Annotated in this window: 11 protein-coding genes; 5 read left to right on the top strand and 6 right to left on the bottom strand. The window is 56.9% G+C overall.

What is annotated here, in order from left to right; genetic code table 11:
- The first annotated feature begins 106 nt into the window (after nt 1-106).
- Complete coding sequence (locus RMS95_RS00055) at nt 107-1,303, top strand: amino acid aminotransferase (RefSeq protein ID WP_310642639.1); 1,197 nt, start codon at nt 107-109, stop codon at nt 1,301-1,303.
- 61 nt (nt 1,304-1,364) lie between these two features.
- On the opposite strand, the gene ygiD is transcribed toward RMS95_RS00055, so the two are convergent.
- Nucleotides 1,365-2,186, bottom strand: a complete 822-nt coding sequence (gene ygiD / locus RMS95_RS00050) for a 4,5-DOPA dioxygenase extradiol (protein WP_310642638.1) — start codon at nt 2,184-2,186, stop codon at nt 1,365-1,367.
- Between the two features lie 107 nt (nt 2,187-2,293).
- Between ygiD and RMS95_RS00045 the strand changes: the two genes are divergently transcribed.
- Genes RMS95_RS00045 through RMS95_RS00035 form a run of 3 tightly spaced genes read left to right on the top strand, consistent with a single transcriptional unit; the run spans nt 2,294 to nt 5,531 of the window.
- Nucleotides 2,294-3,622, top strand: a complete 1,329-nt coding sequence (locus RMS95_RS00045; protein WP_310642637.1) for a polyhydroxyalkanoate depolymerase — start codon at nt 2,294-2,296, stop codon at nt 3,620-3,622.
- The gene (gene rsxB, locus RMS95_RS00040; protein WP_310642636.1) at nt 3,619-4,278 is read left to right on the top strand and encodes an electron transport complex subunit RsxB; all 660 of its coding nucleotides are present in this window, start codon (nt 3,619-3,621) and stop codon (nt 4,276-4,278) included. The genes RMS95_RS00045 and rsxB overlap by 4 nt, the downstream gene beginning before the upstream one ends.
- A 50-nt stretch (nt 4,279-4,328) precedes the next feature.
- On the top strand, nt 4,329-5,531 hold the full coding sequence (locus tag RMS95_RS00035; protein ID WP_310642635.1) for an MFS transporter: 1,203 nt from the start codon (nt 4,329-4,331) through the stop codon (nt 5,529-5,531).
- Between the two features lie 129 nt (nt 5,532-5,660).
- On the opposite strand, the gene RMS95_RS00030 is transcribed toward RMS95_RS00035, so the two are convergent.
- The 5 genes from RMS95_RS00030 to scpA are packed head-to-tail and all read right to left on the bottom strand — an operon-like array spanning nt 5,661 to nt 12,964.
- Nucleotides 5,661-6,143, bottom strand: a complete 483-nt coding sequence (locus RMS95_RS00030; protein ID WP_310642634.1) for a VOC family protein — start codon at nt 6,141-6,143, stop codon at nt 5,661-5,663.
- Nucleotides 6,143-8,191 carry an acetyl/propionyl/methylcrotonyl-CoA carboxylase subunit alpha gene (locus RMS95_RS00025; protein ID WP_310642633.1) on the bottom strand — a complete coding sequence of 683 codons (2,049 nt, stop codon included), beginning with the start codon at nt 8,189-8,191 and terminating at the stop codon, nt 6,143-6,145. The genes RMS95_RS00030 and RMS95_RS00025 overlap by 1 nt, the downstream gene beginning before the upstream one ends.
- 20 nt (nt 8,192-8,211) lie before the next feature.
- A complete protein-coding gene (locus RMS95_RS00020) occupies nt 8,212-9,744 on the bottom strand; it encodes an acyl-CoA carboxylase subunit beta (protein WP_281789784.1) in 1,533 nt (510 codons plus the stop codon).
- A 32-nt stretch (nt 9,745-9,776) separates the two neighbouring features.
- Nucleotides 9,777-10,790, bottom strand: a complete 1,014-nt coding sequence (gene meaB / locus RMS95_RS00015) for a methylmalonyl Co-A mutase-associated GTPase MeaB (RefSeq protein WP_310642632.1) — start codon at nt 10,788-10,790, stop codon at nt 9,777-9,779.
- Nucleotides 10,787-12,964, bottom strand: coding sequence for a methylmalonyl-CoA mutase (gene scpA / locus RMS95_RS00010; RefSeq protein ID WP_310642631.1), 2,178 nt, complete (start codon nt 12,962-12,964; stop codon nt 10,787-10,789). Before scpA ends, meaB begins: the two co-directional genes overlap by 4 nt.
- 110 nt (nt 12,965-13,074) lie before the next feature.
- Between scpA and RMS95_RS00005 the strand changes: the two genes are divergently transcribed.
- Entirely contained in the window at nt 13,075-13,710 is a 636-nt protein-coding gene (locus RMS95_RS00005) for a GntR family transcriptional regulator (RefSeq protein ID WP_310642630.1), read from the top strand.
- Nucleotides 13,711-13,942: the final 232 nt, after the last annotated feature.

Raw genomic sequence — 13,942 nt, 5'->3', positions numbered from 1 at the left:
AAACCCTGCGGGTTGACCCTTAAAATTCAGGCCGAACGTGCAAGCCTACCGCAGACTGCACTTGTTCACCCAACCTCCTTTCTTTATCCGTGATCAAGGACTGACGATGTCAATGTTTACCGCCGTCGAAATGGCACCCCGCGACCCCATCTTGGGCCTCAACGAGCAATACAACGCCGACACCAACCCCAACAAGGTCAACCTCGGCGTGGGTGTGTACTTCGACGACAACGGCAAACTGCCCCTCTTACAATGCGTGCAAGCCGCTGAAAAAACCATGATGGCCACGCCCACTGCGCGCGGCTATTTGCCCATCGACGGCATCGTGGCGTATGACGCGGCTGTCAAAGGCTTGGTCTTCGGTGCTGACTCTGAGCCCGTCACCTCTGGCCGCGTGGCCACGGTGCAAGGCATTGGCGGCACAGGTGGCTTGAAAATCGGTGCTGATTTCTTGAAGCGCTTGAGCCCCAACGCCACCGTGTTGATCTCTGACCCCAGCTGGGAAAACCACCGCGCCTTGTTCACCAACGCCGGTTTCAAGGTCGACACCTACGCTTACTACGACGCCGAAAAACGCGGCGTGAACTTTGAAGGCATGTTGGCCTCGTTGAACGCCGCAGCGTCAGGCACCATCGTGGTGTTGCACGCTTGCTGCCACAACCCCACCGGCTACGACATCACTGCCGCCCAATGGGACCAAGTAGTAGCAGTAGTCAAGGCCAAAAACCTGACTGCCTTCTTGGACATGGCTTACCAAGGCTTTGGCCACGGCATTGCCGAAGACGGCGCTGTGATTCAAAAGTTTGTGGCCGCTGGCCTGTGCTTCTTTGTGTCCACCTCGTTCTCCAAGAGCTTCAGCTTGTACGGCGAGCGCGTAGGTGCCTTGAGCGTTTTGTGCGCCGACAAAGAAGAGTGCAGCCGCGTGTTGTCGCAACTCAAAATCGTGATTCGCACCAACTACTCCAACCCACCGATCCACGGCGGCGCTGTGGTGGCAGCGGTGTTGAACAACCCCGAGCTGCGCGCTTTGTGGGAAAAAGAATTGGGCGAAATGCGCGTGCGTATCAAAGCCATGCGTCAAAAGCTGGTAGACGGCCTCAAAGCCGCGGGCGTGAAACAGGACATGAGCTTCATCACGACCCAAATCGGCATGTTCAGCTACTCCGGTTTGAACAAAGACCAAATGGTGCGCCTGCGCTCTGAGTTTGGCGTGTACGGCACCGACACAGGCCGCATGTGCGTGGCTGCGTTGAACAGCAAGAACATCGACTACGTGTGCCAAGCCATCGCGAAAGTGATGTAACTGCACACCGTGTGCACGCTTGGCGTGCAACCAAAGAAAAGGGCCTTCGGGCCCTTTTTATTTAACCCCAAATGACCGAACGCATGGCAATCGAGGCCAATTGATAGCCCTCGTTGAAAAACGCCACCGGTTCATCCGCATCAGCCGCACCCGCAGCGTAAAGCAAAGGTAAAAAGTGGTCGTGGCTGGGGTGCGACATCTGCGCAATTTCCCCTTCCTGCTGAAAATTCACCAACGATGCCAAGTGCCCGTCTCTGATTTGCGCGGCCACCCAAACATCAAATTGAATCGCCCATTCGTAAGCTTGGTCATCGGGCGCAGAACGGTTCATGGTGCGCAGGTTGTGCACCGTGTTGCCACTGGCCACGATCAAAACGCCCTGCTCTCGCAAAGCCTTGAGCTGCTGGCCCAGCGCGAAATGCTCTGCAGGCGGACGGTTGTAGTCCATGCTGAGCTGCACCACAGGAATATCAGCGTCTGGAAACATGGGCTTGAGCACACCCCAGCAACCATGGTCCAAGCCCCATTCGCGCAAATCGATGCCCACTGGCGCACCTGTGTGCGGTTGGCGAAGCAAACGCGCCGTTTGAGACACCCAAGCAGGAGCGCCAGGGGCTGGATACTGCTGCTCAAACAACGCCTGCGGGAACCCGCCAAAGTCATGGATGGTCTTGGGATTGTCCATGCCCGTCAGCCACCAGCCTTGCGTGAGCCAATGCGCCGAAATGCACAAAATCAACGTCGGCTTAGGCCAACGTGTGCCAAACATTTGCCCCACCTGGACCCAAGCCTCTCGGTAAGGGTTGTCATCAATCACGTTCATGGGACTGCCGTGCCCCACAAAAAGGACAGGCATGCGTGGCGAGCGTGTGGACGTGGTCATCGTTGGTCTTAGACAGTTATGTTCTATCAGTAAATTGGGGGACAGACTCCATTTTCAACCCTTGCTCAGCTGCTATATTGCACTGCAACATTTTTGAGACACAACCCATGCTTTACCAAATCTTCGAAACCCAACGTAGCCTGATGGAGCCGTTCGCAGACTTTGCGCAGGCCGCCGCCAAGATGTACAGCAACAACACCTCTGCTTTGGGACACAACCCCATGGCTCAGCGTGTTTCAGCGGGCTACGACTTGCTGTATCGCTTGGGTAAAGACTACGAAAAACCCGTCTTTGGCATCCAATCTGTCGACGTGGACGGCACCAGTGTCGCGATCCATGAACGCATTGAAATCGACAAGCCGTTCTGTGAACTGCGTCGCTTCAAACGCTTCACCGACGATGCCAACACCTTGGGCAAGCTCAAAGGCCAACCCGCTGTCTTGATCGTGGCACCGCTCTCCGGTCACTACGCCACATTGCTGCGCGACACCGTCAAAACCATGCTCAAGGACCACAAGGTCTACATCACCGACTGGAAAAATGCCCGCTTGGTGCCCCTGAGCGACGGTGAGTTTCACCTCGACGACTATGTGAACTACGTGCAAGAGTTCATTCGTCACCTGCAAGCCCATTACGGCAACTGCCACGTCATGAGCGTCTGCCAACCTACCGTGCCTGTGCTGGCTGCCGTGTCGTTGATGGCCAGCCGCGGTGAAACCACCCCGCTGAGCATGACCATGATGGGCGGCCCGATCGATGCCACCAAATCACCCACCTCGGTGAACAACTTGGCAACCAACAAGAGCTTCAGCTGGTTTGAAAACAACGTGATCTACCGCGTGCCAGACAACTTCCCTGGCGCAGGTCGTCGCGTGTACCCCGGCTTCTTGCAACACACAGGCTTTGTGGCCATGAACCCCGATCGCCATTTGAAGAGCCATTACGACTACTTCAAAGACCTGATCAAAGGCGACAACTCTAGCGTCGAATCGCACCGCGAGTTCTATGACGAATACAACGCTGTGCTCGACATGGACGCCGATTACTACTTGGAAACCATCAACACGGTGTTCCAAGAGTTCAAGTTGGTTCGCGGCACGTGGGAAGTCAAAAACGAAAACGGCAAGGCTGAATTGGTGCGTCCTCAAGACATCCAAAACACCGCGTTGCTGACCGTGGAAGGCGAATTGGATGACATTTCCGGTTCAGGCCAAACCTTGGCAGCACACAACTTGTGTACGGGCATCAAGCGCGAAGCACTCGACCACTTAGAAGCCAAAGGCGCGGGCCACTACGGCATTTTCAGTGGCCGTCGCTGGCGTGAAATTGTTTACCCACACGTCAAAGCCTTCATCTTGGCTCACAACGACATCGCCCCCAAAAAGGCCGTGGCCAAGTCACCTGCCAAAAAGGCTGCGCCTGCTGCTAAAAAGTGAGTCTCGCGCTTCGTATCAATGACGCCCTGCCGCAAACGCAATGCACGCGTTGCGGCTACCCAGACTGTCAACGCTACGCCGAGGCCATTGCCAACGGTGAAGCGGGCATCAACCAATGCCCGCCGGGTGGCGTTGAAGGGGTGGCACGTTTGGCAGCCATCACCGGCCAAGCCATCGCCCCCCTGAACCCTGACAACGGATTTGAAGGCCCCCGCACCATCGCCATCATTGATGAAGCGTGGTGCATTGGCTGCACCTTGTGCATTGGCGTGTGCCCCACCGATGCCATCATGGGCAGCAACAAGCGCATGCACACCGTGATCGAGCCGTACTGCACGGGCTGCGAACTCTGTATCCCCGCCTGCCCCATCGATTGCATTTCGCTAGAGCCCGTCGATATGGCCCTGACGGGCTGGGCGGCTTGGCCACAAAACTTGGCCGATTTGGCACGCCAGCGCTACGACACACGGCAAGTACGCCTCGTGCGTGAAGCCCAAGAAAACGACGAACGCCTGCAAGCCAAAGCCTTGCGTAAATTGGCCGATCTGCCTGCCCACACCAAAGGCACAGACAATGCCGCTGAGGTGGACCGCAAACGCGCCATCATAGAAGCGGCACTCGCCAAAGCAAAAGCCCGCCAAGCCACCCAAGCTTGAATGGGATGAGGGGTGGCACCTTCTGCCCCATGCACGACATCACACACCCCATGTACACACATCTATCCGAACGCAAAGAACTTCTGCTGCTTCTCTCCCTCGCTGGCATTCAATTCACGCACATCGTGGACTTCATGATCATGATGCCGCTGGGGCCACAACTCACCCGCTTGTTTGGCATCAGCTTTGCTGAATTCGGTTTATTGGTCTCGGCCTACACTGTGGCAGCGGGACTGTCTGGCTTGTTTGCCACCACCTTCATCGACCGCTTTGACCGCAAGCGCTTGCTACTCACGTTGTACGTGCTGTTTGCCCTCACCACCGTGGCCTGCGGCATCGCGCCGACCTATGGCTGGCTGATGGCCGCACGCATTGCCTCTGGCTGTTTTGGCGGCGTGTTGTCCACCATGACGCAAACCATCATTGGTGATGTGGTGCCGTTCGAGCGTCGTGGCCGCGCCACAGGCATTGTGATGACCTCTTTCTCGGTCGCTACTGTGGCGGGCGTGCCTGCGGGCTTGCTGTTTGCCAACCTCTGGGGATGGCACACCGCCTTTTTTGCGATTGGTGTGATGTGTGTGGCCGTGGGCGTGATGGCCAATTACAGCGTGCCCAAGCTCGATGCACATGTGGCGCATGCCAAAGACAAGCATGTCCTGCATGCCATGGGCCAAGTGCTGGGCGAGCCCAACCAGCGCATGGCCTTGCTCTTGTCGGCCACCATGATGCTGGCCGCCTTCACCATCATTCCGTACATCACGTTGTATTTACAAAACAACCAGGTGATGGCTCCTAGCGAAATTCCGTGGCTCTATTTTTGTGGCGGCGTGGTCACTCTGTTCAGCGGTCGCTGGGTGGGCGGCGTGACCGACCGTTTGGGCAAGCGTCAAACTTTTCAACGTGCGGTGTTGTTCTCGATCATTCCCATGTTCGCCATCACGCTGATCGAGCCAGTGCCTTTGTACGTGGTCTTGCTGGTGACCAGCACCTTGTTCTTCGCCATGAACGCACGCATGATCCCAGGCATGGCGCTGCTCACCTCTGCAGCCAACCCCAAGTTCCGTGGCACCTTCATGTCACTCAATGGCGCGGTGCAGTCGTTCTCCATGGGCGTGGCCGCATGGGTGGGCGGCATGTTGCTGCAAAGTGAACCCAACGGCCAAGTGACCCACTATTGGCTGTGCGCCGTGGTGACAACATGTGCGTCTTTGTTGGCTTATGCGCTGGCTAAGCGGGTGTCGATGCACGAGTGACGTCGGTTGCTTCATGTGCAATAGACCATGAAAATAGCCGTGACAACGTCACGGCTATTTCGTTGGATGCATCGCCCGTGTGTCCCAAGCTAGAAACACACCGCTAGCGCCATTGGCGCATGCTGCACGTTAAGCGTGTGAAGCTGTCAAGGCCGCAAACGCCTTCACCACTTCAGGTGGTGCTTGCACCAACTCGATCAACACGCCTTCGCCACCAATAGGGAACTCGTCGTTCGCCTTGGGGTGCATGAAGGTGATGTCAAAGCCAGCCGCACCCTTACGGATACCGCCGGGGGCAAAGCGCACGCCTTGTGCAGTGAGCCATTCCACAGCCACGGGCAGGTCATCGATCCACAAGCCAATGTGGTTCAACGGTGTGGCGTGAACCGCAGGCTTTTTGTCGATGTCCATGGGCTGCATCAGATCGACTTCGACCTTGAAGGGACCAACGCCGATGGCACAAATGTCTTCGTCCACGTTCTCGCGTTCGCTTTGAAACGTGCCTGTGACTTCGAGACCAAACATGTCAACCCACAGCTTTTTGAGACGGCCCTTGTCAGGGCCGCCGATGGCAATTTGTTGAATGCCTAGAACTTTGAATGGACGAGCCATTATTCGAACTCCACAATCATCTGATCAACCGTGAGTGACTCGCCTTTGGCCGCCACCACCTTCTTGACCACGCCATCTTGCGCAGCAAAGAGCACGTTTTCCATCTTCATGGCTTCGATGACCGCCACGCGTTCGCCCGCTTGCACCTTCTGGCCAGGTTGTACCGCCACATCAACCAACAGGCCGGGCATGGGTGACAACACAAAGCGGCTCAGGTCTGGCGGCGCCTTGTAAGGCATCAGCTTGTGCAGCTCGGCCATGCGGGGCGACATCACCAAAGCTTCAATGCGCGTACCGTTGTGCTGCACTTGCAAAGCCAAGGGATTTTTCAGAGTGCCGCGCTCAACTTGCGCTGTGAATGGCTTGCCGTTGCACGTGCCTTCGATGCGAATGTCGTTCAAACGCGAGTTGCTTTCGATCGCATACGTCTTGCCGTCCACCGTGATCTGCGCCACGCCAGGCTTGCCCACGAACTCGTCCACATGCACTTGCACATAACGGTTGTTGCCACCTTGGCCCAGCTCGACCACCGCGTAATCCTGCCCCACCTTGACGTCGTAACCGGGCAGCTGACCGCTCAGGCCCGCAGCGCGCTCACGCGACTTGCGGCGCACGAAGGCGGCAAGTGCGGCCAAAAAGTCGTGGTCGTCGTGCGGCACGTCTTCGGCGCGGAAGCCCTGGCTGTATTGCTCGGCAATGAAACCCGTGTTGAAGTCACCCGACACAAAGCGTGGGTGCGCCAACAAGGCCGCTTGGAATGGGATGTTCGAGCTGATGCCACGGATGACAAAGCCGTTCAGGGCTTCGCGCATTTTGGCAATCGCGTCGTTGCGGTCTTTGCCGTGCACGATCAACTTGGCGATCATCGAGTCGTAGAACATCGGAATCTCGCCACCGTCTTGCACACCGGTGTCCACACGCACGCCAAGCAGGTCGGCCGTGTTGGCTTGGAACATGGTTTGTTTAGGCGTCTGAAAACGCACCAAACGACCGGTCGATGGCAAGAAGTTGCGGAACGGGTCTTCGGCGTTGATACGACACTCGATGGCCCAGCCATTGCGTTTCACATCAGCTTGGGTCAGTGTGAGTTTTTCACCTGCCGCAACACGGATCATTTGCTCCACCAAGTCGAGGCCCGTGATGGCTTCGGTCACGGGATGCTCCACCTGCAAGCGGGTGTTCATCTCGAGGAAGTAGAAGCTCTGGTCTTTGCCGACCACAAACTCCACCGTACCAGCCGACTGGTATTTCACCGCCTTGGCCAGTTGCACCGCCTGCTCACCCATGGCTTTGCGGGTGGCCTCAGAAATGAACGGCGATGGCGCTTCTTCAATCACTTTTTGGTGACGACGTTGGATCGAGCACTCGCGCTCGTTCAAATAAATCACATTGCCATGGCTGTCGCCCAGCACTTGGATTTCGATGTGGCGAGGCTCTTCGACAAACTTCTCGATGAACACGCGGTCATCACCAAAGCTGTTGCGCGCTTCGTTGCGGCAAGACGTGAAGCCTTCCAAAGCTTCTTTGTCGTTGAACGCCACACGCAGGCCCTTGCCGCCGCCGCCGGCCGAAGCCTTGATCATCACGGGGTAACCAATGCCCTTGGCAATTTCGACGGCCTTTTCAGCCGTTTCAATGGCGTCGTTGACACCGGGAATGCAGTTCACGCCCGCAGCACCCGCCAGCTTTTTGGACTCGATCTTGTCGCCCATGGCGGCAATCGAGAAGTGGCGTGGGCCAATGAAGGCAATGCCTTCGTCTTCGCAGCGCTTGGAGAACTCGGCGTTCTCGCTCAGGAAACCGTAGCCAGGGTGAATGGCTTGTGCGCCGGTGGCTTTGGCGGCAGCAATGATTTTGTCGGCCACCAAGTACGACTCGCGCGAAGCTGCGGGGCCAATCAACACGACCTCGTCGGCCAGCATCACATGACGGGCTTCTTTGTCGGCTTCAGAGTAAACCGCCACGGTTTTGATGCCCATTTTTTGGGCGGTAGCGATGACGCGGCAAGCAATTTCGCCACGGTTGGCAATCAGGATTTTGGTAAACATGTTCTTCTTCTCCTTCGGGCTTAAAGCGGAATGTTCCCGTGCTTGCGCCATGGGTTTTCAATCTTCTTGTCTTTGAGCATGACCAGCGAGCGGCAAATGCGCTTGCGTGTTTCGTGCGGTTGGATCACGTCGTCGATGAAGCCGCGTGCGCCCGCCACAAACGGGTTGGCGAAGCGAGCTTTGTATTCGGCTTCCTTGGCGGCCAGTTTCTCGGGGTCGCCTTTGTCTTCGCGGAAGATGATTTCCACCGCGCCCTTGGCACCCATCACCGCGATTTCGGCGTTGGGCCAAGCAAAGTTCACGTCACCGCGCAAGTGCTTGGAGGCCATCACGTCGTACGCGCCGCCGTAGGCTTTGCGGGTGATGACGGTGATTTTTGGCACGGTGCACTCGGCGTACGCGTACAGCAACTTTGCGCCGTGCTTGATAATGCCGCCGTATTCTTGCGAGGTACCGGGCATGAAGCCAGGCACGTCCACGAACGTGACCACAGGGATGTTGAACGCATCGCAGAAGCGCACAAAACGTGCAGCCTTGATGGAGCTCTTGATGTCCAAGCAGCCCGCCAACACCAACGGTTGGTTCGCCACGATGCCGACGGTTTGGCCTTCCATGCGGGCGAAGCCGATCAGGATGTTTTTGGCGTAGTCGGGTTGCAGTTCAAAGAAGTCGCCATCGTCCACGGTTTTGACGATGAGTTCTTTCATGTCATACGCTTTGTTGGGGTTCTCTGGCACCAAGGTGTCGAGGCTCATGTCCATGCGGCCTGATGGATCGCCACTGGCACGCACAGGTGCTTTTTCGCGGTTGTTCAGGGGCAGGTAGTTGTACAGGCGTCGCAACATCAACAGCGCTTCAACGTCGTTCTCAAACGCCATGTCGGCCACACCGCTCTTGGTGGTGTGGGTCAAGGCACCGCCCAACTCTTCGGCCGTCACTTCTTCGTGGGTCACGGTTTTGACCACTTCAGGGCCTGTCACGAACATGTAGGACGTGTCTTTCACCATGAAGATGAAGTCGGTCAGCGCAGGTGAATACACCGCACCACCGGCGGATGGGCCCATGATCATGCTGATCTGGGGCACCACACCGCTGGCCATGACGTTACGCTGGAACACTTCAGCGTAGCCGCCAAGCGAGGCCACGCCTTCTTGAATACGGGCACCGCCCGAGTCGTTCAAACCGATCACGGGAGCGCCGACTTTCATGGCTTGGTCCATGATTTTGCAAATCTTCTCGGCGTGCGTTTCAGACAACGCACCACCGTACACGGTGAAGTCTTGGCTGAACACAAACACCAAACGGCCGTTGATCATGCCGTAGCCGGTGACCACGCCGTCACCGGGAATCTTGTTGTCTTCCATGCCAAAGTCGGTGCAACGGTGTTCCACAAACATGTCCCACTCTTCGAAAGTGCCCTCGTCCAGCAACACCTCGATGCGCTCGCGCGCAGTGAGTTTGCCTTTGGCATGCTGCGCATCAATGCGCTTTTGTCCGCCACCCAAGCGGGCCGCAGCGCGCTTTTTTTCCAGTTGTTCAATGATGTCTTGCATGATTGCTCTCTTTTCTCCAGGAAGATTTCAAATTAACTCTGCGCCTGATAGGCACTGAGCAGTTGACGGGCTGCGGTCGAAGCAGCCAACTGCCCCGCACCCACTTGGTGACTGAGTTCGAGCAGCAGCGCTTGCACACGCGGTTGCGCCCGAAAAGTTTGTTTGAGGCCTGCGTCAATGCGTTCCCACATCCACGACAAGGCTTGGTGCTGGCGGCGCTCGGCAAAGCGACCGTTTTGGGTTTGCAAGGCTTTGAACTCGCACACGGCGGTCCAAAACGCGTCCACGCCTTGGTTCAACAAGGCACTGAGCTGCACGACTTTGGGATGCCACACGTCGGTGTTGCGGTGCGCATGCCCCGAACCGCCGTGCATGCCCAACAGTTGCAAGGCGCTGGTGATTTGCAGTTGCGCACGGGTGGCGGCAGTGGCATCGATGTCGGCTTTGTTGATGACCACCAAATCGGCAATCTCCATCACGCCTTTTTTGATGGCTTGCAAATCGTCGCCTGCATTGGGCAATTGCAGCAGCACGAACATGTCGGTCATGTTGGCCACGGCCGTTTCGCTTTGGCCCACGCCCACGGTTTCGACGATCACCACGTCGTAGCCTGCGGCTTCGCAGACCAGCATCGACTCGCGCGTTTTCTCGGCCACACCGCCCAAGGTGCCGCTAGATGGGCTGGGGCGAATGTAGGCTTGGTCGTGCACGCTCAAAAACTCCATGCGGGTTTTGTCGCCCAAGATGGAGCCACCAGACACGGTGGACGATGGGTCAATGGTCAGCACGGCCACGCGGTGGCCTTGGCCGATCAAGTACAGCCCCAAGGCCTCGATGAAGGTGGATTTACCCACCCCTGGCACACCACTGATGCCTAAGCGAAATGACTTGCCGGTGTGCGGCAACATGGCCGTGAGCAAGTCATCGGCCAATGCACGGTGGTCGGTACGCGTCGACTCTAGCAGCGTGATGGCTTTGGCCATCGCGCGACGTTGCACAGCAGAGTTGCCGTGCAGCAAGCCGTCGAGCAACTGCGCAGGTGTCACCCGATTGCCTTTTTGATTTGCTCCAACACGTCTTTGGCGCTGACGGGAATCGGTGTGCCTGGGCCATAAATGCCCTTCACGCCGGCTTCGTACAAGAAGTCGTAGTCTTGGCGTGGAATCACACCGCCCACGAACACGATGATGTCGTCGGCGCCTTGCTTCTTCAGCTCGGCAATAATGGCGGGCACCAAGGTTTTGTGGCCTGCGGCAAGGGTGGACACGCCCACGGCGTGCACGTCGTTTTCAATCGCTTGACGCGCGCACTCTTCCGGCGTTTGGAACAAGGGGCCCATGTCCACGTCGTAGCCGAGGTCGGCAAATGCGGTAGCCACCACTTTGGCACCACGGTCGTGACCGTCTTGGCCGAGTTTAGAAATCATCACGCGGGGGCGACGGCCTTGTTGGTCGGCGAACGCGGCAATGTCGGCTTTGAGTTGGTTCCAATATTCCATGGTGTCTCCCACGTTTTCGCCGTCGTCGTAGGCCGCAGCGTAAACACCGGTCACCTTTTGCGTGTCAGCACGGTGGCGGCCAAACACTTTTTCGAGCGCATCGCTCACCTCACCGACTGTGGCACGAAGACGAATGGCCTTGATGGACAGATCGAGCAAGTTGCCTTCGCCGCTCTCTGCGGATGCGGTGAGTGCGTCCAACGCAGCTTGCACTGCAGCGCTGTCGCGGGTGGCTTTGATTTTTTGCAAACGCTCAATCTGGCCGTCGCGCACGCGCACGTTGTCGATGGCCAAGATTTCGATCGGGTCTTCTTTGGCCAGCTTGTATTTGTTCACGCCCACGATGACATCTTTGCCAGAGTCGATGCGCGCTTGCTTCTCAGCGGCAGCGGCTTCGATCTTCAGTTTGGCCCAGCCGCTGTCCACGGCCTTGGTCATGCCGCCCATGGTTTCGACTTCTTCAATGATGGCCCACGCTTTGTCGGCCATCTCTTGGGTGAGTGACTCCATCATGTATGAGCCGGCCCATGGGTCGATCACGTTGGTGATGTGGGTCTCTTCTTGAATGATGAGCTGTGTGTTGCGCGCAATGCGTGCCGAGAACTCGGTAGGCAAAGCAATCGCTTCGTCAAACGAGTTGGTGTGCAGCGACTGTGTGCCACCAAACACCGCAGCCATCGCTTCGATGGTGGTGCGCACCACGTTGTTGTACGGGTCTTGCTCGGTGAGAGACCAGCCGGAGGTTTGGCTGTGCGTGCGCAGCATCAAGCTCTTGGGGTTCTTGGCGTCAAAGCCTTTCATGATGCGGCACCACAGCAAACGGGCGGCGCGCATCTTGGCGATTTCCAAATAAAAGTTCATGCCCACCGCCCAGAAGAACGACAAGCGACCGGCGAAGGCATCGACGTCCAAGCCCGAAGCAATGGCGGTCTTCACATACTCTTTGCCGTCGGCCAAGGTGAAGGCCAATTCCAAGGCTTGGTTGGCACCCGCCTCTTGCATGTGGTAACCCGAAATCGAGATCGAGTTGAACTTGGGCATGTGCTTGGCGGTGTAGCCAATGATGTCGCCAATGATCTTCATCGAGGGCTCGGGCGGGTAGATGTAGGTGTTGCGCACCATGAACTCTTTCAGAATGTCGTTCTGAATCGTTCCTGAGAGCAATTCTTGGCTCACGCCCTGCTCTTCAGCGGCTACCACATAGCCTGCCAGCACGGGCAACACCGCGCCGTTCATGGTCATGGAGACCGACACTTTGTCCAACGGAATTTCGTTGAACAGAATTTTCATGTCTTCGACCGAGTCAATGGCCACACCGGCCTTGCCCACGTCACCGGTCACACGGGGATGGTCCGAGTCATAGCCACGGTGGGTCGCCAAGTCAAACGCGACCGACACGCCTTGACCGCCTGCGGCCAACGCTTTGCGGTAAAAAGCATTCGATTCTTCAGCGGTTGAAAAACCCGCATATTGGCGAATGGTCCATGGACGCACGGCGTACATGGTGGCTTGCGGGCCGCGCACATAGGGCTCGAAACCTGGCAATGTGTTGGCGTAAGGCAGATTTTGGGTATCTTCTGCGGTGTAAAGCGGTTTGACGCTGATGCCATCGAGCGTCTTCCAATTCAAGGCGCTGACATCGCCTCCGGGTGCGGACTTGGCGGCGGCTTTTGCCCAAGCGTCGAGGTTGGCGGCATTGAATTCGGTTGGCTTTTGGCTCATGTCTAATCACTCTAAAAATTAGGGTTGAAACCACGGTTTTTGGAATCCGCGAAATCATATCATTCATAATTATTGATGCAAAATATTATCTGAACTTACAATCTCGTCCCATGTCTGCCCTCACCTTGACCCCTCGCGCCTTGTATGAAGAAGTTGCCGAACTTCTGCGCGAGCGTATTTTTTCGGGTGAATTAGCCCCAGGCAGCTGGATTGACGAGATGCGTTTGGCCGAGGAATACGGCATCAGCCGCACCCCCATGCGCGAAGCCCTCAAGGTGCTGGCCGCCGAAGGCTTGGTCACCATGAAAGTGCGGCGCGGTGCTTATGTGACCGAGGTGAACGACAAAGACCAACGCGATGTCTATCACCTGCTCTCTTTGCTAGAGGCCGATGCGGCGGGCGTGGTCGCCACCCAAGCCACCCCTGCACAGCTGCAAGAGTTACAAGAATTGCACTTGGCACTGGCGCAAGCCGTGAATGACCGTGAAAAGTTCTTTGAAATCAACGAACGCTTTCACATGCGCCTGCTGGAAATTGCCGACAACCGCTGGCGTGACCAAATGGTGGCGGATCTGCGTAAGGTCATGAAACTCAACCGTCATAACTCGCTCCTCAAGAGCGGCCGGATCGAAGAGTCGTTGAATGAGCACCAAGCTTTGATGGACACGCTCTTGGCGCGCAATGCAGCGGCCAGCGTGGCACGCATGCAAGCCCACTTCGCCAACGGCCTAGAAGCGGCGAGCTGACGCAGCGAATCGGCCTTCGCGGCTAAGGGTTTGTATGAGCCGCAATACCCCTTCGAAAATAACGATTATTTTCACTAAAATCACATTTTTATTAAAAGGCGGATTCAAGGACGAAGTGCAACAAAGATGAACTGGTTATAGGTGGCTGAGGATGCGAGAGCATCATGGCCGCTTTAACCGCCAAATCGAAATTGCCCAATGTACAAGCACCTCAGCCGAGAAGAACGATACC

Origin of the sequence: Limnohabitans sp. (assembly GCF_031539175.1) — a bacterium.
Classification (GTDB): Bacteria; Pseudomonadota; Gammaproteobacteria; order Burkholderiales; family Burkholderiaceae_C; genus Limnohabitans.
This window is presented reverse-complemented; position numbering and strand designations above follow the sequence as displayed.

What these genes read in the sequence shown, in the direction of transcription:
- RMS95_RS00055 (WP_310642639.1), top strand. Translation starts at nt 107, where the DNA reads ATGTCAATGTTTACCGCCGTCGAAATGGCACCCCGCGACCCCATCTTG.
- RMS95_RS00030 (WP_310642634.1), bottom strand. Translation starts at nt 6,143, where the DNA reads ATGGCTCGTCCATTCAAAGTTCTAGGCATTCAACAAATTGCCATCGGC.
- scpA (WP_310642631.1), bottom strand. Translation starts at nt 12,964, where the DNA reads ATGAGCCAAAAGCCAACCGAATTCAATGCCGCCAACCTCGACGCTTGG.
- RMS95_RS00045 (WP_310642637.1), top strand. Translation starts at nt 2,294, where the DNA reads ATGCTTTACCAAATCTTCGAAACCCAACGTAGCCTGATGGAGCCGTTC.
- RMS95_RS00020 (WP_281789784.1), bottom strand. Translation starts at nt 9,744, where the DNA reads ATGCAAGACATCATTGAACAACTGGAAAAAAAGCGCGCTGCGGCCCGC.
- RMS95_RS00025 (WP_310642633.1), bottom strand. Translation starts at nt 8,191, where the DNA reads ATGTTTACCAAAATCCTGATTGCCAACCGTGGCGAAATTGCTTGCCGC.
- RMS95_RS00035 (WP_310642635.1), top strand. Translation starts at nt 4,329, where the DNA reads ATGTACACACATCTATCCGAACGCAAAGAACTTCTGCTGCTTCTCTCC.
- ygiD (WP_310642638.1), bottom strand. Translation starts at nt 2,186, where the DNA reads ATGACCACGTCCACACGCTCGCCACGCATGCCTGTCCTTTTTGTGGGG.
- RMS95_RS00005 (WP_310642630.1), top strand. Translation starts at nt 13,075, where the DNA reads ATGTCTGCCCTCACCTTGACCCCTCGCGCCTTGTATGAAGAAGTTGCC.